The 24,243-nt window shown below is 72.4% G+C and carries 21 protein-coding genes; 9 read left to right on the top strand and 12 right to left on the bottom strand.

Annotated features, from left to right (window positions below; all coding sequences use genetic code 11):
• The first annotated feature begins 12 nt into the window (after positions 1 to 12).
• Positions 13 to 591, top strand: coding sequence for a GtrA family protein (locus RM812_RS06710; protein WP_311571465.1), 579 nt, complete (start codon positions 13 to 15; stop codon positions 589 to 591).
• A 6-nt stretch (positions 592 to 597) separates the two neighbouring features.
• On the opposite strand, the gene draK is transcribed toward RM812_RS06710, so the two are convergent.
• Positions 598 to 1,872, bottom strand: coding sequence for a two-component system sensor histidine kinase DraK (draK, locus tag RM812_RS06715; protein ID WP_311571466.1), 1,275 nt, complete (start codon positions 1,870 to 1,872; stop codon positions 598 to 600).
• Positions 1,873 to 2,010: 138 nt separating this feature from the next.
• Positions 2,011 to 2,688, bottom strand: a complete 678-nt coding sequence (locus RM812_RS06720) for a response regulator transcription factor (RefSeq protein WP_311571467.1) — start codon at positions 2,686 to 2,688, stop codon at positions 2,011 to 2,013.
• Positions 2,689 to 3,216: 528 nt separating this feature from the next.
• Here RM812_RS06720 and RM812_RS06725 point away from each other — a divergent pair.
• Positions 3,217 to 4,713: an MFS transporter gene (locus RM812_RS06725; protein WP_311571468.1), complete on the top strand. Its 1,497-nt coding sequence runs from the start codon at positions 3,217 to 3,219 to the stop codon at positions 4,711 to 4,713.
• Between the two features lie 697 nt (positions 4,714 to 5,410).
• Here the strand turns inward: RM812_RS06725 and RM812_RS06730 are convergent.
• Together RM812_RS06730 and RM812_RS06735 are read right to left on the bottom strand one after the other, a co-directional pair.
• Positions 5,411 to 6,013 carry an ATP-binding protein gene (locus tag RM812_RS06730; protein ID WP_311571469.1) on the bottom strand — a complete coding sequence of 201 codons (603 nt, stop codon included), beginning with the start codon at positions 6,011 to 6,013 and terminating at the stop codon, positions 5,411 to 5,413.
• 180 nt (positions 6,014 to 6,193) lie between these two features.
• A complete protein-coding gene (locus tag RM812_RS06735; protein ID WP_311571470.1) occupies positions 6,194 to 6,571 on the bottom strand; it encodes an STAS domain-containing protein in 378 nt (125 codons plus the stop codon).
• Between the two features lie 252 nt (positions 6,572 to 6,823).
• Between RM812_RS06735 and RM812_RS06740 the strand changes: the two genes are divergently transcribed.
• Entirely contained in the window at positions 6,824 to 7,738 is a 915-nt protein-coding gene (locus tag RM812_RS06740) for an RNA polymerase sigma factor SigF (protein ID WP_311571471.1), read from the top strand.
• A gap of 96 nt (positions 7,739 to 7,834) precedes the next feature.
• Here the strand turns inward: RM812_RS06740 and hutI are convergent, their stop codons facing one another.
• The 4 genes from hutI to hutU are packed head-to-tail and all read right to left on the bottom strand — an operon-like array spanning position 7,835 to position 13,330.
• On the bottom strand, positions 7,835 to 9,010 hold the full coding sequence (gene hutI / locus RM812_RS06745; RefSeq protein ID WP_311571621.1) for an imidazolonepropionase: 1,176 nt from the start codon (positions 9,008 to 9,010) through the stop codon (positions 7,835 to 7,837).
• Between the two features lie 38 nt (positions 9,011 to 9,048).
• Positions 9,049 to 10,392: a formimidoylglutamate deiminase gene (locus RM812_RS06750; protein ID WP_311571472.1), complete on the bottom strand. Its 1,344-nt coding sequence runs from the start codon at positions 10,390 to 10,392 to the stop codon at positions 9,049 to 9,051.
• A complete protein-coding gene (locus RM812_RS06755) occupies positions 10,389 to 11,606 on the bottom strand; it encodes an allantoate amidohydrolase (RefSeq protein WP_311571473.1) in 1,218 nt (405 codons plus the stop codon). Before RM812_RS06755 ends, RM812_RS06750 begins: the two co-directional genes overlap by 4 nt.
• Positions 11,603 to 13,330, bottom strand: coding sequence for a urocanate hydratase (gene hutU, locus RM812_RS06760; protein ID WP_311571474.1), 1,728 nt, complete (start codon positions 13,328 to 13,330; stop codon positions 11,603 to 11,605). Before hutU ends, RM812_RS06755 begins: the two co-directional genes overlap by 4 nt.
• Positions 13,331 to 13,495: 165 nt before the next feature.
• Here hutU and RM812_RS06765 point away from each other — a divergent pair, with 165 nt between their 5' ends.
• Positions 13,496 to 14,896: a type III PLP-dependent enzyme domain-containing protein gene (locus RM812_RS06765; protein WP_311571475.1), complete on the top strand. Its 1,401-nt coding sequence runs from the start codon at positions 13,496 to 13,498 to the stop codon at positions 14,894 to 14,896.
• A gap of 369 nt (positions 14,897 to 15,265) precedes the next feature.
• Here RM812_RS06765 and RM812_RS06770 read toward each other — a convergent pair whose 3' ends face one another.
• Together RM812_RS06770 and RM812_RS06775 are read right to left on the bottom strand one after the other, a co-directional pair.
• The gene (locus RM812_RS06770) at positions 15,266 to 15,850 is read right to left on the bottom strand and encodes a hypothetical protein (protein WP_311571476.1); all 585 of its coding nucleotides are present in this window, start codon (positions 15,848 to 15,850) and stop codon (positions 15,266 to 15,268) included.
• A gap of 113 nt (positions 15,851 to 15,963) precedes the next feature.
• Complete coding sequence (locus tag RM812_RS06775; RefSeq protein WP_311571477.1) at positions 15,964 to 16,806, bottom strand: MurR/RpiR family transcriptional regulator; 843 nt, start codon at positions 16,804 to 16,806, stop codon at positions 15,964 to 15,966.
• Positions 16,807 to 17,050: 244 nt separating this feature from the next.
• Between RM812_RS06775 and RM812_RS06780 the strand changes: the two genes are divergently transcribed.
• Positions 17,051 to 17,482: a hypothetical protein gene (locus RM812_RS06780; protein WP_311571478.1), complete on the top strand. Its 432-nt coding sequence runs from the start codon at positions 17,051 to 17,053 to the stop codon at positions 17,480 to 17,482.
• Between the two features lie 411 nt (positions 17,483 to 17,893).
• On the opposite strand, the gene RM812_RS06785 is transcribed toward RM812_RS06780, so the two are convergent.
• Entirely contained in the window at positions 17,894 to 19,282 is a 1,389-nt protein-coding gene (locus RM812_RS06785; protein WP_311571479.1) for a cystathionine beta-synthase, read from the bottom strand.
• 167 nt (positions 19,283 to 19,449) lie between these two features.
• On the opposite strand from RM812_RS06785, the gene RM812_RS06790 reads away from it, so the two are divergent.
• The 3 genes from RM812_RS06790 (at position 19,450) to RM812_RS06800 (ending at position 23,455) form a co-directional block, all read left to right on the top strand.
• Entirely contained in the window at positions 19,450 to 20,472 is a 1,023-nt protein-coding gene (locus RM812_RS06790) for an SGNH/GDSL hydrolase family protein (protein WP_311571480.1), read from the top strand.
• A gap of 661 nt (positions 20,473 to 21,133) precedes the next feature.
• Positions 21,134 to 22,354 (top strand): acetyl-CoA C-acetyltransferase, encoded by a 1,221-nt coding sequence (locus RM812_RS06795; RefSeq protein WP_311571481.1) that lies wholly within the window; start codon positions 21,134 to 21,136, stop codon positions 22,352 to 22,354.
• A gap of 315 nt (positions 22,355 to 22,669) precedes the next feature.
• Positions 22,670 to 23,455 carry a hypothetical protein gene (locus tag RM812_RS06800; protein ID WP_311571482.1) on the top strand — a complete coding sequence of 262 codons (786 nt, stop codon included), beginning with the start codon at positions 22,670 to 22,672 and terminating at the stop codon, positions 23,453 to 23,455.
• Between the two features lie 70 nt (positions 23,456 to 23,525).
• Here RM812_RS06800 and RM812_RS06805 read toward each other — a convergent pair whose 3' ends face one another.
• Positions 23,526 to 23,837, bottom strand: a complete 312-nt coding sequence (locus RM812_RS06805) for a hypothetical protein (protein WP_311571483.1) — start codon at positions 23,835 to 23,837, stop codon at positions 23,526 to 23,528.
• Positions 23,838 to 23,940: 103 nt separating this feature from the next.
• On the opposite strand from RM812_RS06805, the gene RM812_RS06810 reads away from it, so the two are divergent.
• Positions 23,941 to 24,171: a DUF4287 domain-containing protein gene (locus RM812_RS06810; protein ID WP_311571484.1), complete on the top strand. Its 231-nt coding sequence runs from the start codon at positions 23,941 to 23,943 to the stop codon at positions 24,169 to 24,171.
• Positions 24,172 to 24,243 lie beyond the last annotated feature (72 nt).

Consider the following 24,243-nt stretch of genomic DNA (forward strand, 5'->3'; position numbering starts at 1 on the left):
GCCTGCACGACCATGGGACATGGTTCCTCGGGTGACCATACGGCTCCCGCTGCTTCCCCGGCCCCCCGCGGGGCAGTGCGCGAGCGGATCGACCGGCTGGTCCGTGAGGTCGTGAAGTTCGGCGCGGTCGGTGGGGTCGGCGTACTCGTCAACCTGCTCGTGTTCAACCTGGTGCGGCACGTGACCGACCTCCAGGTGGTGCGGGCCAGCATCGTCGCGACCGTCGTCGCGATCGTCTTCAACTACCTGGGCTTCCGGTACTTCACCTACCGCGACCGCGACAAGAGCCGCCGGACCCGCGAGATGTCGCTGTTCCTGCTGTTCAGCGCGCTCGGGTTGGTGATCGAGAACGGCGTGCTGTACACGGCGACGTACGGCTTCGGCTGGGACAGCCCGCTGCAGAGCAACGTCTTCAAGTTCCTCGGCATCGGCATCGGCACGCTGTTCCGCTTCTGGTCGTACCGCTCCTGGGTCTTCCGGGCGCTGCCGGCCCGCGAGCCGGTGACGCGGGCGAAGACCGTCCCCGTGCCGGAGCACGGGCAGCCGGAGGCGGTACGCACCCCGGACGGCGCCCCCGCGGCCCACCGCTGACGGCGGCTAGCGCACCGTGTCCCCCGAGTCGCCGGACGACTTCTTCGACGGCGGCGTGCGGGACAGGAACAGGCCGAACACCGGGGGGCGGCCCTGGAGGAGCTCCAGTCGGCCGCCGTCCGCCTCGGCCAGGTCACGGGCGACGGCGAGGCCGATGCCCGTCGAGTTCCGTCCGCTGATCGCGCGCTCGAAGATCCGCGCCCCCAGGTCGCCCGGGACGCCGGGCCCCTCGTCGGTGACCTCGACCACCGCCTGGTTGCCGGTCACCCGGGTCCGCAGGGCCACCGTGCCGCCGCCGTGCATCAGGGAGTTCTCGATCAGCGCGGCCAGCACCTGGGCCACGGCGCCCGGTGTGCCCACGGCCGTCAGATGCCGTTTGCCGGAGCTGACGATCGCCCGTCCCTCGCTGCGGTAGGCGGGGCGCCACTCGGCGATCTGCTGCTGGATGACGTCGTCCAGCTCGAAGGTGACGGCGGAGCCGCTGCGCGGATCGCGGGAGTTCGTCAGCAGCCGGTCCACGACGTCCGTCAGCCGCTCCACCTGGGACAGCGCGATCGTCGCCTCCTCCTTCACCGTCTCCGGGTCGTCGGTGAGGGTGATCTCCTCCAGCCGCATGGACAGCGCGGTCAGCGGCGTGCGGAGCTGGTGGGAGGCGTCGGCGGCCAGCCGGCGTTCGGCGGTGAGCATCCGGGCGATGCGCTCGGCGGAGGAGTCCAGCACGTCCGCGACCCGGTCCAGCTCGGGGACGCCGTAGCGCTTGTGCCTCGGGCGCGGGTCGCCGGAGCCGAGGCGTTCGGCGGTCTCGGCGAGGTCGGTGAGCGGGGAGGCGAGGCGGTTGGCCTGCCGGATCGCCAGCAGCACCGCGGCGATCACCGCGAGCAGCGCCACCAGGCCGATGATCAGCAGGGTCCGGCCGACCTCCCGGGTCACCGAGGAGCTCGGCTCCTCGACGAGGACCGTCTCGCCCTCCTCGCCGGTGGCCGTGCCCCGGATGACCTCGCCGGACGGCTTGGTGCCGACCTCGACGACCGGCTCGCCGGGGATCCGGATCACGGCGTACCGGGCGTCCCGGATCTGTTCCCGCAGGAACCCGGCGTCCACGGAGCCGGCGCCGATCAGCCGGCTGTCCACGATGCTGGCCAGCCGTACTGCCTCCAGGTCGACCCGTTCCTGGGCGGTACTGCTGATCGTGCGGGTCTCGACGATCACGAGGGAGACGCCGAAGACGGCGATCACGACGAGCACCACGGCGAGGGTGGACTGGATCAGTCGACGGCGCATGTCCTCTTACCCGGGCAGGCCCTGCGGGCGCTCATTCCTTCTCGCAGCTCAGTTCTTCTGGCTCAGGTCTTCTGGCTCAGGTCTTCTGGCTCAGGTCTTCTGGCTCAGATCTTCCAGCAGCACAGTTCTTCTCGCTGCTCAGTTCTTCTCGAAACGGAAGCCCACGCCGCGCACCGTGGCGATGTAGCGGGGGTTCGCCGCGTCGTCCCCCAGCTTCTTGCGCAGCCAGGAGATGTGCATGTCGAGGGTCTTGGTCGAGGACCACCAGGTGGTGTCCCAGACCTCGCGCATCAACTGGTCGCGGGTGACGACCCGGCCGGCGTCGCGCACCAGCACCCGCAGCAGGTCGAACTCCTTGGCGGTGAGCTGGAGCTCCTCGTCGCCCATCCAGGCGCGGTGCGACTCGACGTCGATGCGCACGCCGTGCGTGGCGGGCGGCTGCTGGGGCTCGGTGGCACCGCGCCGCAGCAGGGCCCGGACCCGGGCGAGCAGCTCGGCGAGACGGAAGGGCTTGGTGACGTAGTCGTCGGCGCCCGCGTCCAGACCGACGACGGTGTCCACCTCGTCGGCGCGCGCGGTCAGGATCAGGATCGGCACGGCGTGGCCTTCCGCCCGCAGCCTGCGGGCGACCTCCAGCCCGTCCATGCCGGGCAGCCCCAGGTCCAGCACGACCAGGTCTATGCTGCCCTGCAGCCCGGCGTCGAGTGCGGTGGGTCCGTCCTCACGCACCTCGACCTCGTACCCTTCCCTGCGCAGTGCGCGGGCCAGCGGCTCCGAGATGGACGCGTCGTCCTCGGCGAGCAGTACACGGGTCATGAGCTGATGGTAGTCCGCTCGGAGCAGCGCCCGGGGCGTGATCGCCCCGACGGCCTCCCACCTCCGGACAAGCCGGGCACCCGCCGCATGACCTCCCCCGAAGACCCCCCGGGGCGGCCTGCGACCGCGGGCTGTCATCCTGGTACGGACCTTCGAAAGGTCGACCGCGGTTCCACCCTTACCTGTGAGACGTGTCTCAAGTCCTTCCATACCGGGCAGTGTCCTGCCGTATGGTGAATCAGCGCCTGTAGCACCCAGGGGACCTTTGGCGACTGTTTGACGCTGAAGGTCTCTTTTGTGTGCGGGTCGGCCCCCACGGCCGGCCTCGAAAGGAATGACCTGTGGCCGGGCCTCACCGCGTGCCGTGACGCGCGCGGAGGCGTGGATCCCGGTGGTCGCCGTCCACCGCTTCGTGATCCGGAGCGGACCCCTCAGGCGTGGGGTGGACGGGTGCGGCCGCCGGTGCCGGCCGCCCCCCACCGGGCGCGCATCGCCTCATGAGCGCGTCCCGACCAGCAAGGATCGACCATGGCGTCCAGCCTGACGAAGGACTCGGTCACCCCGGGCACCCCCGGTTCCGAGAAGACCTTCTTCGGCCACCCCCGCGGACTGGCCACTCTCTTCATGACCGAGATGTGGGAGCGTTTCTCCTACTACGGCATGAGGGCTCTGCTCCCGCTGTACCTCGTCGCTCCGGGCGGCCTCGGCCTCAGCGCCGGCACCGCGACCGCGATCTACTCGGTGTACCTCTCGCTGGTGTACCTGCTGACGATGCCGGGCGGCTGGTTCGGTGACCGGGTCTGGGGTCCCCGCAAGACCGTCGCCGTCGCCGGCGGCGTCATCATGCTTGGCCACCTGACGCTGGCCCTGCCGTCCTCCGGCACGTTCTACGCGGGTCTCGGCCTGGTCGCCATCGGCTCCGGTCTGCTGAAGGCCAACATCTCGACGATGGTCGGCCAGCTCTACAGCGGCCCCGACGACCCGCGCCGCGACGGTGGCTTCACCGTCTTCTACATGGGCATCAACCTCGGTGCCTTCGTCGCGCCGCTCACCATCGGCACCGTCGGTGAGAACGTCAACTGGCACCTGGGCTTCGCGCTCGCCGCGGTCGGCATGGGCCTGGGCGTGATCCAGTTCCTGCTCGGCAGCCGCCACCTGGCCCCCCACTCCAGCGTGGTCCCGAAGCCGCTGTCGGTTCAGGAGAAGACCTCGACGCTGCGCAAGGCCGCGTTCTGGGCCGCGCTCGCCGTCGTCTTCTACGCGATCGTCGGCTTCTCCGGCAACTACACCCTGAACTGGATCCTGGTCCCGCTGACCCTGCTCGGCGTGATCATCCCGGTACTGGTGCTGACCAACATCAAGCGCGACAAGTCCCTGGACCGCGCCGAGCAGTCGAAGATGTCGGCGTACATCTGGTTCTTCGTCGCCGCGGCCGTCTTCTGGATGATCTACGACCAGGGCGGCTCGACCATGTCGATCTTCGCCAAGTCCTCCGCCGAGAACAGCGTCCTCGGCTGGGACTTCCCGGTCTCCTGGTACCAGTCGGTCAACCCGGTCATCATCATGGCCCTGGCCCCGGTCTTCGCCACGCTGTGGCTGGCGCTCGCCCGCCGCGGCAAGGAACCGAGCACGATCGTCAAGTTCTCGTTCGGCCTGGTCCTGGTCGGCGCGTCCTTCTTCCTCTTCCTGGCCCCGCTGTCCATCGCGGAGGGCGGCCACAAGGCGGCGGCGCTGTGGCTGGTGGCGATCTACTTCGTCCAGACCTGCGGTGAGCTGCTGCTCTCCCCGGTCGGCCTCTCGGTCACCACGAAGATGGCGCCGGTGAAGTACGCCTCGCAGATGATGGGCGTCTGGTTCCTGGCCGTCACCGCCGGTGACGCCACGACCAGCCTGCTCTCCATCGCCGGCGTCAACCTGGACAAGACGGGCATCGTGGCCATGGAGGCCACCCTCGCCGTGGTCGCCGGTCTCGCCGTGTGGATGTACCGCAAGCGCGTCAAGGAACTCATGGGCGACGTCCACTGAGGCCTGCCGGCCGCACCTTGCCTGGGAAGGGTCACCGCATCCGGTTGGATGGGTGACCCTTCGGGCGTTTCCGGGGGGGGGGGGGAGGGACGGGCCGGGCCTCGACGAGGCGCGTGGCCGACGCACGGGTGCGGGACCGCCGGCGGGGTGCGGGGAGCCGCAGGCGGGACCCTGGCGGCCGCGGACGGGGGTCCGGAGCCGCAGGCGGGCCCCGCGGAGCGCAGACGGGGTCCGGAGCCGCAGGCGGGACCCGCGGAACCGCAGGCAGGACCCGGACAGCCGCAGGCAGGACCCGCAGAACCACAGGCAGGACCCGGACAACCGCAGGCAGGACCCGCAGAACCACAGGCAGGACCCGGACAACCGCAGGCAGGACCCGCGGAACCACAGGCAGGACCCGGACAGCCGCAGGCAGAACCCGCAGAACCGCAGGCGGGGGATCAGGAGTCGGAGTCGGCGGAGTGGCGGGGGCCGCAGGCGGGACGCGGGACTCCGTCGGTTCAGAACGTCGTCGAGGGGCGCCGGGTCCGCAGTCCACCGACCGGCGGACATCCGGTCACGCGGGTGCGCTTGCGGGTCCTGGGGCGGAGCACCGGTGAGCGGGACCCGGTAAAAGAGGGTCCGTAAGGAGAGGGTTCCCTGGCCGATCGTCGGGCGGGCACAGGTAAGGCACGGGCAGCGCGCCGCGGGCCGACGCCTACGCCGGCGCCCCCAGCTCGGCCCACACCCGCTTGCCGGCGACACCCGGCGTCCGTACCACGCCCCAGTCCAGGCACAGCCGCTGCACGATGAACATCCCGTGCCCTCCGGGCCGCCCGGCGCGGTGCGGGGTGCGCGGCGCCGGCTGCCCCGTACCCCGGTCGGAGACCTCCAGCCGGATCACCTTCTTCTCACAGGTGATCCACAGCTCGTCCGGGCCCTCGGCATGCAGACAGGCGTTGGTGACCAGCTCGGACACCACGAGCAGTACGTCCTCGGCGGCGGCACGCTGGTCCGCGGTGGCGGACGGCAGCCAGCCCCAGGCGTGCAGCGCCTGACGGGTGAAGTCACGCGCGAGCGGGACCACCCCGCTCTGGTCGGCGAAGCTCAGCCTGCGGACCTGCCGCCCACCGCCGCCCGCAGGGCCACCCGCGGGCGCGGACACGGACGGGGACGCGGGCGCCCCGATCACGGCGGCCTGCCCCGCGGGCACGCCCCCCTCGGACTCCCCGGTCCCGGGCACGCCCCCCTCGGACACCCCGGAAGCGCCGCTGGGCTCCGGACCGCGGTCGCCCGGCGGATAGGGCCGGGTGGTGCTCATCAGCGCTTCACCTCACCGATTCACCAGTTCACGTTTCAAAGTCGTTCACAGTCAGTTCAGGGTGTCTCCTGCCCGACCGGACGATCCGAACACCCCCGCGTTCGGCGAAACACGGGACGGGGTGAAAACCCCGCCCCCAGGGAGCGCGCGGGACCCGTCGGCGGCCGGACAAGGGCCGGCTCAGCCGGACGGGTGGGGCAGGGCGGCCTCGAGCGTGTCGTGGAGGGTGAAGACCGCTTCGGCCCCCGTGATCTCGAACACCCGGGCCACCACGGGCTGCATGGCCACCAGATGTACACCGCCCCCCGCGGCCTCCGCCTTCAACCGCGCGCCGAGCAGGACGTTGAGCCCCGTGGAGTCGCAGAACTCCAGACGCGAACAGTCGACGACAAGCCGGTTGAACCCCTTGGCGAGACAGTCCTCCAGCGGCTCACGCAACAGATCGGCGGTGTGGTGATCCAACTCACCCGCCGGTGTCACGACGGCGCTGGGTCCCTCTTCGCGCACCCCAACCAGAAGCCGGCCCGACTGGGCACTGCCGACCGTCCCGCGGTCCATGCCGTTTCTCTCTCCCGAGGTCGTGACTGCCTGCTGACGCCCTCGAACACTACGCCTTCCCACCGCACTCCGACAGCCGAACAACCGCACACAATCGGACATACCTACACACAACACACTTGCGGTGGGCTCGGTAAACCCGGTAGGGCTAGTAGGCACACGTACCCGACACGGCCGGCTTTGGAGGCGCCGCACACCGCAGTGCACGCAATTGGCTTCGGCAGCCGTATGCCGAGAACGATGGAGGACATCATGTCACCCCGGCTCGACGCATCGCGTACCCAGGAAGCGACGTCGACACTCCCTCCGGAACATCTGGATCCCATCGAGCACCACGACGCGGTCGTCGAACACGACGGCGCACTCGCCGGGCTTCCGGACATCCCCGCTTACGACGAGGTTGCTCCGGCGGACGCCCGGGCCCTGTCCAAGACCCTCTTCGAGCGGCTGGAGTCGCTGGAGGAAGGCACTCACGAGTACGCGTACGTACGCAACACGCTCGTCGAGCTCAACCTCGCGCTCGTCAAGTTCGCCGCCTCCCGCTTCCGCTCGCGCAGCGAGCCGATGGAGGACATCATCCAGGTCGGCACGATCGGCCTGATCAAGGCGATCGACCGCTTCGAACTGTCACGCGGGGTGGAGTTCCCCACCTTCGCGATGCCGACCATCATCGGCGAGATCAAGCGCTTCTTCCGCGACACCTCGTGGTCCGTGCGCGTCCCGCGCCGCCTGCAGGAGCTGCGGCTCGACCTGGCCAAGGCCGGTGACGAACTGGCCCAGCGCCTCGACCGCGCCCCGACGGTGTCCGAACTGGCCCAGCACCTCGACCTGTCCAAGGACGAGGTCGTCGAGGGCATGGCGGCGTCCAACGCCTACACCGCCTCCTCGCTGGACGCCCAGCCGGAGGAGGACGACGCCGAGGGCGCGCTGGCCGACCGCATCGGCTACGAGGACCACGGGCTCGAGGGGATCGAGTACGTCGAGTCCCTGAAGCCGCTGATCGCCGAACTCCCGTCCCGGGACCGGAAGATCCTCTCGCTCCGCTTCGTCGCGGGCATGACCCAGTCGGAGATCGGCGAGGAACTCGGCATCTCCCAGATGCACGTCTCGCGGCTGCTGTCGCGGACACTGGTACGGCTGCGCAAGGGGCTCACGGTGGAGGAGTGATCCTCACCATCCTCACCGGGTGACGCTTGTCCTCCAGGGGGGCGGTCCGACATCGGGCCGCCCCCCTTCGGGTGGTGCGCCTCCGGTCCGGCGCGGTCACCGCAGGCGTACGCCGCGCCGCCAGACCCCGTCGACCAGCGGTACGCCGGGCCGGTAGGCCAGGTGGACGTGGCTCGGGGCGTCGAGGAGGGTCAGGTCGGCGTACGCGCCCGGGGTCAGGCGGCCGATGTCGTCACGGCGCAGGGCCGCGGCGCCGCCCGCGGTGGCCGACCAGACCGCCTCGTCGGGGGTCATCCCCATGTCCCGTACCGCGAGCGCGATGCAGAACGGCACGGACGACGTGAAGGACGAGCCGGGGTTGCAGTCGGTGGACAGCGCGACCGTGGCACCGGCGTCGACGAGGCGCCGGGCATCCGGCCACACGGCGCGGGTGGAGAACTCGGCGCCGGGGAGGAGGGTGGCGACCGTGCGACTGCTCGCGAGGGCGTCCACGTCCGCGTCGGTGAGGTGGGTGCAGTGGTCGGCGCTGGCGGCGTCGAGTTCCACGGCGAGCTGGACGCCGGGGCCGTGGGAGAGCTGGTTGGCGTGGATGCGGGGGTGGAGGCCCCTCGCCTTGCCGGCGGTGAGGATCGCGCGGGCCTGGTCGCCGTCGAAGGCGCCCTTCTCGCAGAACACGTCGATCCAACGGGCGTGCGGGGCGCAGGCGTCGAGCATCTCGCCGGTGACGAGGTCGACGTAGGCGGCCGGGTCCTCGGCGAGTTCGGGGGCGACGATGTGGGCGCCGAGGAAGGTGACCTCGTCGGTGTGGCGGGCGGCGATGGCGAGGGCACGGGACTCGTCGGCGACGGTCAGGCCGTAGCCGGACTTGGTCTCGAAGGTGGTGGTGCCCTGGCGCAGGGCCTCCGCCAGGTAACGGGTCAGGCCCGCTTCCAGTTCCGCGTCGCTCGCGGCCCGGGTGGCGGCGACGGTCGTACGGATGCCGCCGGCGCTGTAGGGGCGGCCGGACATGCGGGCGTTGAACTCCTCGGTGCGGTCGCCCGCGAAGAGCAGGTGGGAGTGCGAGTCGACGAAGCCGGGCAGGACGGCCCGGCCGCCGGCGTCGAGGCGGTTGTCAGTGGCGGGTGCTTTGCTTGATTCACCGGTCCAGGCGATGCGGTCGCCGTCGATGACGACGGCCGCGTCCCGGACCAGTCCGAGGGGGGAGTTGTCACCGAGGGAGGGGTCGTTGGTGACCAGTGCGGCGATGTTGGTGATGACGGTGCTGCTGCTCATGATGTCCGTGCGGTCCTCGTGGGGGCGGGGGCGGGTGGTCATGCGCGCAGGGCTTCGACGGCCCTCGCGAGGGCCCCGGGCACATCGGGCACGAGAGCGTGCGCCCCGTCGCGTACGACGTGCCGCCCTCCCACGATCGTGTGCCGTACGTCCGCTGCCGTCGCGGCGAATACGGCCGTCTCGGCGCCGAGCCTGGGCAGCGGCCCCGCTGTTCTGACCGAGTCCAGCGCGAGGGTCGCGAGGTCGGCGCGGGCTCCGGCCTCGATGCTGCCGGTGTCGTCCCAGCCGAGGGCGGCGTGGCCGTCGGCGGTGGCGGCGCGCAGCAGGGCGGTGGCGGTCCAGTGGCCGCGGGTGCGGGTGCGCAGGCGCTCGTTCAGCTCCATGGCGCGCGCCTCTTCCAGCAGGTCGACGACGGCGTGGCTGTCGGAGCCGAGGGAGAGCGGGGAGCCGGCTCGCTGCAGTGCGGCCGCCGGGCCGATGCCGTCGGCGAGGTCCCGTTCGGTGGTCGGGCACATGCAGGTGCCGGTGCGGCTGTCGCCGAGCAGGGTGATGTCCTCGTCGGTGAGGTGGGTGCTGTGGACGCCGGTGGTGCGGGGTCCGAGCACGCCGTGGTCGGCGAGGAGCCGGGTGGGGGTGCACCCGTGGGCGTCGCGGCAGGCGTCGTTCTCCGCGGTCTGCTCGGACAGGTGCACGTGCAGCGGGGCCCGCCGCTCCTCGGCCCACTGCGCCACCGTCGCCAACTGGTCCGCCGGTACGGCCCGTACGGAGTGGACGGCGGCCCCGATCCGCGCGTGATCGCGTTCCTTGAGAACTGAACAGCGTTCCGCCCAGGCCTGGGCCGTCCCGTCGGAGAAGCGGAGCTGGTGGGTGTTCGGGGGCTCGCCGAAGCCGGAGGACAGGTAGCAGGTGTCGAGGAGGGTGATGCGGATGCCGGCTTCGGCCGCCGCCTCGATCAGGGCCTCGCCCATCGCGTTGGGGTCGGCGTAGGGGGTTCCGCCGGGGGCGTGGTGGACGTAGTGGAACTCGCCGACGGTGCTGATGCCGGCGAGGGCCATCTCGGCGTACACCGCGCGGGCGAGGTCGTGGTAGGTCTCCGGGGTCAGCCGGTCGGCGACGGAGTACATGACCTCGCGCCAGGTCCAGAAGGTGCCGGAGCCGACCTGGACGGTGCCGCGCAGGGCCCGGTGGAAGGCGTGGCTGTGGGCGTTGGCGAGGCCCGGCAGCGTCAGTCCGCGCAGGATCTCGGCGCCGGGCGGCGGGGTGGGGACGTCCTGGTGGACGGCGGCGATGCGGCCGTCCCGTACGTCCACGGCGACGCCCGGCTCGACATGGGTGCCGAGCCAGGCGTGCTCCAGCCAGTACGTCCGCTTGGTACAGGTCACGTGCGGGCCAGCCCTTCCAGTACGTCGGCGAGTGCGCTCACCCCGGCCACGCAGTCGTCCTCGGCGGCGAACTCGGCCGGGGAGTGCGAGACGCCGGTGGGGTTGCGCACGAACAGCATGGCGGTCGGGATGCGTCCGGAGAGGATTCCGGCGTCGTGTCCCGCGCCGGTGCCGAGGACGGGGACCTTCAGCTCGGTGCCGCTGCCCAGGATGCGGGCGAGTTCGTCGCGCAGGGCGTGGTCGAACTCGACGACGGGGGTGAAGGACTCGCACTCGACGTCGAGATCCACGCCGTGGGCGGCGGCGTGGGCGCGGGCCGCCTTCTCGATGCCGGTCACCACGGTGTCCAGGCTCTCCTGGTCGGCGGCGCGGGAGTCGAGCCAACCGCGCACCAGGGAGGGGATGGCGTTGACGCCGTTCGGCTCGACGCCGATCTTGCCGAAGGTGGCGACGGCGCCGACGAGTCCGGCCTCGCGGCGGGCGGCAAGGACCGTCTCGGCGTAGCTCAGCATGGGATCGCGCCGGTCGGCGAGCCGGGTGGTGCCGGCGTGGTTGGCCTCGCCCCGGAAGTCGAAGCGCCAGCGTCCGTGCGGCCAGATGGCGCTCGCGATGCCGATGCGGTCGCCGGACAGGTCGAGGGCGCGGCCCTGCTCGACGTGGAGTTCGACGAAGGCGCCGATGCGGTCGAGCCGTTCGGGGTCGGGGCCGAGGCTGTCCGGGTCGTACCCGGCGGCCTCCATGGCCTGCGGCAGCGTGATGCCGTCCCCGTCGGTGAGGCGGTGGGCCTGCTCGACGGTGAGCGCCCCGGCGGTGAGCCGGGAGCCGACGCAGGCGAGGCCGAAGCGGGCGCCCTCCTCGTCGCCGAAGTTGACGATGCCCAGGGGCCTGGTGGTCCGCGCTCCCCTGCCGCGCAGTTCGTCCAGTGCCGCGAAGGCGGAGACCACGCCGAGGGGGCCGTCGAAGGCGCCGCCGTCGGGGACGGAGTCCAGGTGGGAGCCGGTGACCACGGCGTTGCCGGCGGCCGGGTCGCCGAGCCAGGCCCACTGGTTGCCGTTGCGGTCGACCTCGTAGGTCAGTCCGCGCGCCTCGGCCTGCTGCCGGAACCAGGCCCGGCAGTCGGTGTCGGCACCGGTCCAGGCGTAGCGGCGGTAGCCGCCGGAGGCGGAGCTGCGGCCGACCGGCAGCAGCTCCGCCCACATGCTGTGGAAGCTCACGCGGCGCCGCCCTCGTGGCCTTCGCGCATCGGCACCCGCACGTCCCGCTCGGCCGCCACGGACTCCGCGATGTCGTACCCGGCGTCGACGTGCCGGATGACGCCCATGCCGGGGTCGTTGGTGAGGACCCGGCGGATCTTCTCGCCGGCCAGCGCGGTGCCGTCGGCGACGGTGACCTGCCCGGCGTGGATCGAGCGGCCCATGCCGACGCCGCCACCGTGGTGGATCGACACCCAGGAGGCGCCGGAGGCCACGTTGACCATGGCGTTGAGCAGCGGCCAGTCGGCGATGGCGTCGGAGCCGTCGAGCATGGCCTCGGTCTCGCGGTAGGGGGAGGCGACGGAACCGCAGTCCAGGTGGTCGCGGCCGATCACGATCGGCGCGGCCAGTTCGCCGCTCGCGACCATGTCGTTGAACCGCTCACCGGCCTTGTCGCGCTCGCCGTAGCCGAGCCAGCAGATGCGGGCGGGCAGGCCCTGGAAGTGGACGCGCTCGCCGGCCATCCTGATCCAGCGGGCCAGCGATTCGTTCTCCGGAAAGAGGTCGAGGATCGCCTTGTCGGTCCTGGCGATGTCGGCGGGGTCGCCGGACAGGGCGGCCCAGCGGAAGGGGCCCTTGCCCTCGCAGAACAGGGGGCGGATGTAGGCGGGCACGAAGCCGGGGAAGGCGAACGCCCGGTCGTACCCGGCGAGCTGGGCCTCGCCGCGGATGGAGTTGCCGTAGTCGAAGACCTCGGCGCCGGCGTCCTGGAAGCCGACCATGGCCTCGACGTGCCGGGCCATGGACTCACGGGCGCGCGTGGTGAAGCCCGCGGGGTCCTTGGCGGCGGCGTCGGCCATGTCCTCCAAGGCGACGCCGACGGGGAGGTAGGCCAGCGGGTCGTGGGCCGAGGTCTGGTCGGTGACGATGTCGATGGGGGCGCCCATGGCGAGGAGCTGCGGCACCAGCTCGGCGGCGTTGCCGAGGACGCCGATGGACAGCGGCCTGCGCTGGTCCCGGGCCTCGGTGGCCAGGTGCAGGGCGTGGTCGAGGGAGTCGGCCTTCACGTCGAGGTAGCGGTGCTCGATGCGGCGGTCGATGGCGCGGGGGTCGCAGTCGACGCAGATCGCGACGCCGTCGTTCATGGTGACGGCGAGGGGCTGGGCGCCGCCCATGCCGCCGAGGCCGGCGGTGAGGGTGATGGTCCCGGCGAGGGTGCCATGGAACTTCTTCGCGGCGACGGCGGCGAAGGTCTCGTAGGTGCCCTGGAGGATGCCCTGGGTGCCGATGTAGATCCAGGAGCCGGCCGTCATCTGCCCGTACATGGTCAGGCCGAGGGCCTCCAGGCGGCGGAACTCCTCCCAGTTGGCCCAGTCGCCGACGAGGTTGGAGTTGGCGATGAGGACGCGCGGGGCCCACTCGTGGGTCTGCATGACGCCGACCGGGCGGCCCGACTGGACGAGCATCGTCTCGTCCTGCTTGAGGGTCTTCAGGGTGCGGACCATGGCGTCGAAGGAGCGCCAGTCGCGGGCCGCCTTGCCGGTGCCGCCGTAGACGACGAGCTTGTCGGGGTGCTCGGCGACCTCGGGGTCGAGGTTGTTCTGGAGCATCCGCAGGGCGGCCTCCTGCTGCCAGCCCAGGGCGCTCGGCGTCGTACCGCGTGGCGCTCGGACAGGACCAGGGGGCGGCCCGTAGGGCCTCGGTTGAGGGTGGTGGCGGGAGACGGGCGGGCGGGGTCCGGACATGGTCTGCCTCCTGGTGGCTTGCTCCCGGCGGAATGTTGCTGCGGATATTCATATCCTCGCTTCGTGAATAGACCTAGTCAATACGTCCGTGTCCCGGCGCGGGCGCGTTGCGGGTGTTTGGCTGGACGTGTGGTCAGGCAGGCGGGCGAGGGGACGGAGGATCGCGTGAGCGACAGCGCGAGCACGAGCGGTGATCTGGACGGCACCGACGCGGAGCGGGCCGCACGGCGGGACCGGGCGGTGCGTGCGGCCGTGGGGCAGGGGCTGCTCGGCCCCGACGCCCCGATCGTCGGGCTGCTGGACGTGACCGGGATCCGGGAGTCGGCGGCGGCGCTGCGGGCGGCGTTCGAGGCGGTGACGGCGCCGGGGACACCCGTGCTGCACGCCTTCGCGGTGAAGGCGAGCCCGCTGGTTCCGGTGCTGCGGCTGCTGCACGAGGAGGGCATCGGCGCGGAGGTCGCGAGCCCGGGCGAGCTGGCCCTGGCGCGGGCCGCGGGCGTACCGGCGGAGCGGACGGTGCTGGACTCGCCCGCCAAGACGCCGGGTGAGCTTCGGGAGGCACTGGCGCTGGGCATCGCGGTCAACGCCGACAACCCGCAGGAGCTGGAGCGCATCGACGGCCTGATGGCCGAGCGGGCGAGCGGCTCCCCGCTCGGCATCCGGGTCAACCCGCAGGTCGGCGGGGGCTCCATCGAGGCCCTGTCGACGGCCACGGCGACCTCGAAGTTCGGCGTGGCACTGCGCGACGAGGGAGCGCGCGAGTGGGTGGTGCGGGCGTATCTGGACCGGCCGTGGCTGACCCGGCTGCACGCGCACACCGGCTCCCAGGGCATCCCGCTGACGCTGATGGCCGAGGGGGCGGCCGCGACGTACACGCTCGCCGAGGAGATCAACGAGCGGGCCGGGCGCCGGCAGGTGGACACGCTCGACATCGGCGGCGGACTGCCGGTGAACTTCGCGTCGGACGAGACGACGCCGACGTACGCGGAGTACGCGCGTGTGCTGCGCGGGGCGGTGCCGGGGCTGTTCGACGGGCGGTACGGGCTGGTCACCGAGTTCGGACGGTCACTGCTGGCCAAGCACGGCACGGTCGTGGCCCGCGTGGAGTACGCCAAGAGCGCCGGGGGCCGGCCGGTCGCGGTGACGCACGCGGGCGTGCAGGTGGCGACGCGGACGGTGTACGCGCCGGGGGCGTGGCCGCTGCGGATCGCCGCGTACGACGGCAAGGGGGTGCCGAAGGCGGGGCCGGACGTGGTGCAGGACGTGGCGGGACCGGCGTGTTTCGCGGGGGACCTGCTGGCGGCGGGGCGTGCGCTGCCGCTGCTGGAGCAGGGGGACCACGCGGCGGCGCTGGACACGGGGGCGTACTACTTCGCGCACCATTACGCGTACAACTCGCTGGCGCGGCCCGGGGTCTACGGGTTCGTGGCGGAGGGCTCCGAAGGCGTCGCCTTCGCGACCGTGCGGGAGGCTCAGACGGTCGAGGAGATCGTGGCCGAGGCGGGAGGGGAGCGGGTCACCGCGCTGACCGACGCCATGCGCCGTGCGGGTGCGGGTGATTCCTAGCTAGTGCCGCGGCAGGCAACGTTTGCCCGGTAAGGAGCGGCGTCCGGTGCGTGCTCTCGGCGTGCCGGCCGGAAGCCCTCGTACTGGACGTACTCGGGCTTTCGGCCGGTGCGGCGAGAGTGCGTGCCGGGCGTCGCGACGGGGCGAACGTTGCCTGTTGCGGCACTAGAGGGCCCGTCTGACCGTTCCCGTCGTCCGCCCGGAGGGCGGGCCGCACGGCGTCCGGCGCCTTGCGATCGCACGCACCGGACGCCGCGCGGCAGGCGGGAATGGCCAGTCAGGCACTGGCCCGCGGGTGCGTGGTGGCCGGGCACGCCCGCGCGGTGGCACGGCCCCGCGCCCCTCCGGGGGCGCCGCGGCCGTCCCGGATCAGACCAGCGCCGCCGTCTTGCGCCTCGCGCCGCCCGGTGCCGCGTCGCCCGCCGCGATGCCCGTGCAGCGGTAGGCCTTGACGGCCTTGCCCGCAGGGCGGCCGTTGCCGCGGGCGAGCCAGTCCACGCGCACCCACAGCAGGGCGCCGTCGGCCTGTTCGCGGCGGCCGATCCAGGCCGACTTCAGCCACAGCCCGGCACCGCAGCCGGCCATCAGCAGTCCGGCGGTGGCGGGCACGGCGAAGGCGCTGCCCAGGGCGGCGAGGAAGGCGAGCAGCAGCCACCAGCGGTGGCCCCGGCGCCAGTTGCGCACGGTCACCGCGCGGTCCTGGAGCACGTCGTGCTTGCCCGCGCGGGCGGCCGAGCCGGCCAGGGCGGTGTACCGCTTCCGCCGCACGGACGCCACCACGGCCGTCGCCACGATGAACAGCGCCGCACCGGCCAGGACGCCGATCCGGCGCCCGGTCAGCCCCGGCACCAGCACGCCGATGCCCGCCGCGAGTACGCCCAGCCACCACAGTGGCGCCGCCCCCGCCCGTACGACGACGGCGACCCGAGCCAGTCCCTGTCCTCCGCGCGCCACGTTCCGGCCTCCTGTCCCAGTCCTGTCTGTGCGATGCGTCTGAGGGGTGTGTCAGGCGCCGCACTGTAGCGGGGGAAGCTGAGACGAATCTGAGAACCCGTCCGCCGTCCGTGTCACTCCACGAACAGGCCCCGTGCCGCCGCCTTGGCGTCGAACTCCTCCAGCCGGGCCTGGGCGTCCGGCAGGTCGTCGCACATCGCCTCCAGCAGCACCCGGCCGATCAGCATCGGCGCGCAGGCCGTGTCGAAGGCGAGGCCCGTGCCGACGGCGGCGGGCAGCAGCAGGTCGGACACCTTGGCGACCGGCGCGAAGGCGGAGTCGGCGACGGTCACCACCGTGAGCCCCGCCTCCTTGGCGTGGGCGAGCGTGTCGACGACCTCGCGCGGGTGCCGGGGCAGGGCGAAGCAGAGCAGGGCGCTCGCGCCGGCCCGGACGGCGGCGTCGATGCGGTCGTGGATCATCGTGCCGCCCTCGTTGAGGAGCCGCACGTCGGGGTGGACCTTGGCGGCGAAGTAGGCGAAGCCGTGCGCCTGGGCGGCCGCCGCCCGCAGCCCGAGGACCGGGAGCGGCCGGCTGCCCGCGAGGATCCGGCCCGCCTCCCGCACCGGCCCGGGATCGGCCAGCGCCTCCGCAAGGTGCCGCAGGTTCTCGATCTCGGCCTCCACGGCCTGCTGGTACTCGTTGCAGGAGCCCGTGTCCGTCGCCGGTTCCGCGGGGGCGACCTCGCGCAGATGGCGGCGCAGCGCCGGGTAGCCGTCGAAGCCGAGGGCGACGGCGAAGCGGGTCACGGACGGCTGGCTGACCCCGGCCAGCTCGGCCAGCTCCACACTCGACAGGAAGGGCACGTCGGCGGCCCGCCGCACCATGCTGTGCGCGATGCGCCGCTGGGTCGGCGTCAGCCGGTGCCCCTCGAAGAGCGCCTGCAGCCGCGCGGCCGGGCTGTCCGTCCCGCTCATGACGTGCTCCCCCTCGATCTATTCACCCGTCCTGGATTCTGCATACCGTTATACAGGCGAACAGGGAGCGGGGGCACGCGATGCCGGGACGGCCGGGCAGATCCACGGCCCGCACGCCCTCCTCGCGGAGCCGCTCGCGCGAGAAGCGGTCGTCTCACCGCCCCCGCCCCGTACGGGTCGCCCCCGCCGAAGACGGGGGCTAACCCCCGTGCCGGCGCCGCCCCCGCCGCCTACCGTGGGACCCATGACGGGAATGGACGGGCGGGACACCGACCTCAAGAAGGAACTCGACGCCACCCTGCAGACCCGCAGGGAGCTCGGCGAGGAGTACGAGTCCGCGCTGGTCGACTCGTTCCTGGAGAAGGTCGACCAGCGCATCGACGGGGCGGTGGAGCGGCGGGTGCGCCGGCAGCTCGCCGAGCAGCAGATGACGGCGGCGCGCGACAGCCGGTCGCCGAGGCCCACCGACTCCTTCGGCGAGCGCTTCGGCTTCGGCATCGTCTCGCTGGTCCTCGCCGTCCCGCTCTCCGCGATCGGCGGCGGCATCGCCAACCTCCCCGGGCTGCTGACCGCCTGGGCGGGCATCGTCGGGGTCAACGTCGTCCAGGCCGCCCGCACCAACCCGGGCCTCTTCGGGCGCCGCCGCGCCGAGAAGAACGACGCCTGGATGGACTGAGCCGCCCGGTTCGGCCCGGTCGGCCGGGAGGACGCGGGGCCGGGACTGCCGACGGGAGAAGACTGCGCGGGGACCGCCGCACCCCCATCGCTGGGGGGCGGGACGACGACGGTCCCCGCGGGGGACGCGCGCCGGGCCCCGTGGGGCCGGGCGGCGCGTCCGTGGCGTCCATGGAGGTCCGGGAGCCGCTCCGGAAGGTCCGTGACGCCGTTCGGTGTCGGCCTGGGCGGGGAGCCGCTCCCGCCCTGCCGACAACCCCTACTCTGCCGGTCCCGTGTTAACCGTGTGCTGCGCGAACGTGTCGCCCGCGTACCACTTCCGCGAAGTCCGCGAAGATCGCCGGGAGCCCCGAGTGCGGCCTCGACGCCGACGGTTCACCCGGCGTTCACCACCGCTTCCCGTGACGGTTCGTCACTTGCCGCCGCTCGCGAGGAAGGACAGCAGGTCCTGACGGCTCACCACACCGGTCGGCTTGCCCTCGACGAGGACGATCGCCGCGTCGTCGGCTCCGAGCACCGACATCAGGTCCGCCACCGGCTCACCGGAGCCGACCTGCGGCAGCGGGGTCGACATGTGCTTCTCCAGCGGGTCGTCCAGCGAGGCGTGCTTGGTGAACAGGGCGTCCAGCAGTTCACGTTCCACGACCGAGCCGACGACCTCGGCGGCCATCACGTCCGGGTGGCCGGCGCCGGGTTTGACGATCGGCATCTGCGAGACGCCGTACTCGCGCAGCACCTCGATGGCCTGGCCGACGGTCTCGTCCGGGTGCATGTGGACGAGGGAGGGGATGGAGCCGCCCTCCTTGTGGTTCAGGACGTCGGCGACCCGGGCGCTGGGGCCGGTGTCCTCCAGGAAGCCGTAGTCGGCCATCCACTCGTCGTTGAAGATCTTGCTGAGATAGCCGCGCCCGCTGTCCGGCAGCAGGACGACGACCACGTCGTCCTCGCCGAGCCGCTCGGCCACCTCCAGCGCCGCGACGACGGCCATGCCGCAGGAGCCGCCCACCAGCAGGCCCTCCTCCTTGGCCAGGCGGCGGGTCATCTGGAAGGAGTCCTTGTCGGAGACGGCGACGATCTCGTCGGCGACGTCACGGTCGTAGGCGGTCGGCCAGAAGTCCTCACCGACGCCCTCGACCAGGTACGGCCGCCCGGAGCCGCCGGAGTAGACCGACCCCTCGGGGTCGGCGCCGATCACCTTCACGGCGCCGTCGCTGGCCTCCTTCAGGTAGCGCCCGGTGCCGGAGATGGTGCCGCCGGTGCCGACGCCGGCGACGAAGTGGGTGATCTTCCCCTCCGTCTGTTCCCACAGCTCGGGGCCGGTCGAGTGGTAGTGGGAGAGCGGGTTGTGCGGATTGGAGTACTGGTCCGGCTTCCAGGCGCCCGGCGTCTCGCGGACCAGCCGGTCGGAGACGTTGTAGTAGGAGTCCGGGTGCTCGGGGTCGACCGCCGTCGGGCAGACGACGACCTCGGCGCCGTAGGCGCGCAGTACGTTGATCTTGTCCGTGGACACCTTGTCGGGGCAGACGAAGACGCACTTGTACCCCTTCTGCTGGGCCACGATCGCGAGCCCCACGCCCGTGTTGCCGCTGGTCGGCTCCACGATCGTGCCGCCGGGCCGCAGCTCTCCGCTCTTCTCTGCGGCCTCGATCATGCGCAGGGCGATGCGGTCCTTCACCGAGCCGCCCGGGTTGAAGTACTCCACCTTGGCCAGGACGGTCGCCCTGATGCCCTTGGTCACGCTGTTGAGCCTCACCAGCGGGGTGTTGCCGACGAGGCTGATCATCGAGTCGTGGAAATGCACCGTGGTCTCCGGATGCTGCAAAAGATGCGGTCGTAGTAGTTCCGTCAGCCTATGGCCTGCCGCCCCGCCGGGGCCTCGCGACGGTCGTTCACTCACCGTTGGGATTTGGCGACCGTCCGTACGGGGCAAGCAGTGGATGTACGGGTTCGAGGAGGTGGCGGCGACGCATGACGAGCATGTCGAGGGCGAGGGTGGCCCGGCGGATCGCGACCGGCGCTGCGTACGGCGGCGGCGGGATCGGACTGGCCGGCGCGGCCGCGGTCGGTCTGCTGCTGGCGGAGGTGCAGCTGGCCAGGCGCCGGGTGGGCATCGGCACGCCCCGCCGGGTGCCGAACGCGCAGGGACTGTACGGCGACGCCCTGCCGGCGGCCGGTGATCCGCCGCTGCGGTTGATGATGCTGGGCGACTCCACGGCCGCCGGGCAGGGTGTGCACCGGGCCGGGCAGACGCCGGGCGCACTGCTGGCGTCGGGGCTCGCGGCGGTGGCGGAGCGGCCGGTGGAGCTGGGGTCGGTCGCGGCGCCGGGGGCCTGTTCGGACGACCTGGACCGGCAGGTGGCGCTGGTGCTCGGGGATCCGGACCGGGTGCCCGACATCTGCGTGATCATGATCGGCGCGAACGACGTCACCCACCGGATGCCGGCGACCCGCTCGGTCCGGTACCTGTCGGGGGCGGTACGGCGGCTGCGCACGGCCGGCTCGGAGGTGGTGGTCGGCACCTGCCCGGACCTCGGCACGATCGAGCCGGTACGGCAGCCGCTGCGCTGGCTGGCCCGGCGGGCCTCGCGGCAACTGGCGGCGGCGCAGACGATCGGCGTCGTGGAGCAGGGCGGGCGCACGGTGTCGCTGGGCGATCTGCTGGGCCCGGAGTTCGCGAAGAATCCCCGGGAGCTGTTCGGCCCGGACAACTACCACCCCTCCGCGGAGGGCTACGCCACGGCCGCGATGGCGGTACTGCCGTCGGTCTGTGCCGCGCTCGGCCTGTGGCCGGCCGAGGAGGAGCGCCCCGACGCCCTGCGCCGCGAGGGCTTCCTGCCGGTGGCCCGTGCGGCGGCCGAGGCCGCGTCCGAGGCGGGCACGGAGGTCGCGGCCGCGATGCCGTCGGGGCCGCGCGGCCCTTGGGCGCTGCTGAAGCGCCGGCGTCGCCGCCGGGTGGCGGAGGCAGAACCGACCAGCCCGTCCGGCGTCTGAGGCCGAGGCCGTCCGGGCCGACGGGGGTCCGGGCCGTCGGCGGTCCGGGCCTACGCGGATCGGGGGCGCGGGTCTGGGGTGACACGGGTCCGGGCCCGCCCGGGTCCCGACCGACACGGGTCCCGGCCTACCCAGGCCCCGGCCCACCCCAGGTCCCGGCCTACGCGGAACCGACGTGACACGGGTCCCGGCCCACCCCAGGCCCAGACCTACGCGGAACCGAGGTGACACGGGCCCCGGCCCACCCCAGGCCCAGACCTACGCGGAACCGAGGTGACACGGGTCCCGGCCCACCCCGGGTCCCGGCCTACGCGGATCCGGGGTGACACGGGTCCCGGCCTACGCGGAGCCCGGCCTACGCGGGGTCCCGCGGCCTACACGGAGCCCGGCCGAAACGGGGCCGGGGGGCCCAGCCCCCAGGGCCCCCCGCGCCCGCACGTGGAGAGGGCGAAACCACCGGATGCCCCGCACGCACAGGGGAGCGCCAACCGCCGGAGGCCCCCGCACAGGGGACGCCCAACCGCCGGAGGCCAAAGCAAGCGCTTAGAAAGTTGCGGTCCATGTCACACCCCCGGACCCGTGACCCAGGCCATACGTCCGGGTAACTTCCCAACCAGCCACGCCCGCCCACCCGTCGTACCGACCCGCCACTGGAGCCGTGATGCCCGAAGCCGTGATCGTCTCAGCCGCCCGCTCCCCCATCGGCCGCGCCTTCAAGGGCTCCCTGAAGGACCTGCGCCCCGACGACCTGGCCGCCACGATCATCCAGGCCGCCCTCGCCAAGGTCCCCGAGCTGGACCCGAAGGACATCGACGACCTGATGCTCGGCTGCGGTCTGCCCGGCGGCGAGCAGGGCAACAACCTCGGCCGGATCGTCGCCGTCGAGATGGGCATGGACCACCTGCCCGGCTGCACCGTCACCCGGTACTGCTCCTCGTCCCTGCAGACCTCCCGCATGGCCCTGCACGCCATCAAGGCCGGCGAGGGCGACGTCTTCATCTCGGCCGGCGTCGAGATGGTCTCCCGCTTCGCCAAGGGCAACTCCGACAGCCTGCCGGACACGCGCAACCCCCTCTTCGCCGAGGCCGAGGCCCGTACCGCCGAGGTCGCGCAGCAGGAGGGCACCACCTGGCACGACCCGCGCGAGGACGGCCTGGTCCCCGACCCGTACATCGCGATGGGCCAGACCGCCGAGAACCTCGCCCGCGCCAAGGGCATCACCCGGCAGGACATGGACGAGTTCGGCGTCCGCTCGCAGAACCTCGCCGAGGAAGCCATCAAGAACGGTTTCTGGGAGCGCGAGATCACCCCGGTGACCCTCCCCGACGGCACCGTCGTCGCCAAGGACGACGGCCCGCGCGCCGGCGTCACCCTGGAGGGCGTCCAGGGCCTCAAGCCCGTCTTCCGTCCCGACGGCCTGGTCACCGCCGGCAACTGCTGCCCGCTCAACGACGGCGCCGCGGCCCTCGTCATCATGAGCGACACCAAGGCCCGCGAGCTGGGTCTGACCCCACTCGCCCGCATCGTCTCCACCGGCGTGTCCGGCCTGTCCCCCGAGATCATGGGCCTGGGCCCGGTCGAGGCGAGCAGGCAGGCCCTCGCCCGCGCCGGGCTGACCATCGACGACATCGACCTGGTCGAGATCAACGAGGCGTTCGCCGCCCAGGTCATCCCCTCCTACCGCGACCTGGGGATCCCGCTGGAGAAGCTGAACGTCAACGGCGGCGCCATCGCCGTCGGCCACCCCTTCGGCATGACCGGCGCCCGCATCACCGGCACGCTCATCAACTCCCTCCAGTGGCACGACAAGCAGTTCGGCCTGGAGACGATGTGCGTCGGCGGCGGCCAGGGCATGGCCATGGTCATCGAGCGCCTGAGCTGAGCGGCGGACCGCTCTCCGGCGAACGCCGGACGACCGCCTGAAGGACTGTCGGTAGCACCTGGGAGACCCAGCGTGACAGCACGGCCCGGAGCCCCGGCCACCCCAGGGTTCTGGGCCGTTTTGTGACCCAATCTCCCCCAGGATGTGACCTACCTCTCCCGCACCCTTGATTTACGCAGGTCAGACCAGCCACACCCCCACCGCCCAGGCCCAAAGTCCTGTCCGTTTGGTGACGTTACGCACTGACAGACGGTTAGTCCGCCCTTCAAGCTGATGTAGGAAGTCGGGGGTCGACTTTGAACCGGGAGTACGTCAGTGAGCGCCATGCCGATCGCCCTGCTGCTCACCACGGCCGCCACCGGCGCCGTGGGCGTCGCCGTCCTGCGCGCCGTGCTCGTGCTGCGCCGCCAGGTGGCGGCCCTGCACACCGAGCTGGCCGAGGGCCGCGCCGCCGCCACGCGGGGCCGGGTTCCCGCCGCGCGCACCACCGCCGACGCCGACGAGATACGCGCCGCCGTCGCGGAGGCACTCGCCGAGGAGCGTGAGCGGGAACTCGCCGAGGCGCGGGCCTTCTGGGCCGCCCAGGAGTCGCGGGACGCCTCCGACGCGCCCCTGCTCCTCGGCCTGTCCGACAGCGAGCTGTTCCTGCCGCGCCAGGCCGATCTCGTGGGCCTGGAGTCGGTGGTGGAACCGGGCGCGGACACCGACGAACCGTCCCCCACGGACTCCGCCGAGCTCGCCGCCGCCCGCCGTCGGCACCCCTCCCACCCGGATTTCGTACCGAACCCGTCACCGGTGGTCAACGACCACGAGCGCACCGTCGCCGCCCTCGAGGAGCTGGCCGGGTCGAGCGTCGCGCTCGCCGACGTCCGCCCGGGCCCGCTGGGCACCCTCGACGTGTACGTCTTCGCCGACGGGACCACCCTCTGCATGACCCCGGGCCACCGCGAGACCGCGGAGCGCCTGGCCGCCGCGCTGAGCGCGGGCAAGACGCCGTACCTCCTCGGCGGCTCGGGGATCTCCGGCGCCTACACGCTGACCTTCGCGTGCGGCGACGAGAACGTGTACATCCTGGCGGACCGCGTCATCGCGTCCCTGTAGTTCCCCGCGGTGGTCGACCGCGACAGCTCCCCGCGGCCGTTCCCCGCGTACGCCGGATGCTGCCGGGCGTTCAGACCCCGGCCCGCTTGCGCGCCTCCTCCACCAGCGCCACCGCTTCCTCCACCTGCCCGTCGTCCCTCAGGACGAGGGCCAGGTCGTGCGCGGCGACGGCGATCTGGTCGGCGGCGGCGAACATCCCCGCGTCCGGCATCTCCCGGGGCTCCGCGTCCGGTTCCTCCGCGAGCTGGGCGCGCCGGGCCATCTCCCTGGCCAGCGCCAGGGCCTCGGCCGCGGCCCCGCGTTGCAGCCGGCTCTGCGGAGCGGCGCGCAGACGGTCGGCGAAGTCGTCCACGGCACGGGTCAAAGGCGTCGTATCAACCACGGCGCGAGCGTACGCGGCCGTCCGGGACTGTTGCCAACGGGCGAACGCTCAGGCACGGTGACCTGAAGGACCGGCTTACATCCCCTTTCGTCCGGAGGCGCCGATGTCCCAAGTCTTCTCCGAGGAGACCCATCGCAACCTGCTCGCCCGTATTCCCCACTGCACCGGTCGTGAGATCTCCGACTGGCTGCGCGCCGTCGAGGACGGCCCCGCCCTCCTCCGCTTCGAGGAGAAGGTCAGCTGGCTCCGCCACGAGCACGACCTGGCGTACGGCCACGCCAAGGCGATCATCCACGAGTACGACCTGAGGAGGGCCGCGCGCAAGCTGCTCTGAGCGTGCGCGGTTCCGACCGTCCGCACCGAAGAACATGTCCCCACGACAACGGAGGGCCCCGGGCGTGTCGCC

The sequence above is a fragment of the Streptomyces lancefieldiae genome (assembly GCF_031845825.1).
Classification (GTDB): domain Bacteria; phylum Actinomycetota; class Actinomycetes; order Streptomycetales; family Streptomycetaceae; genus Streptomyces; species Streptomyces lancefieldiae.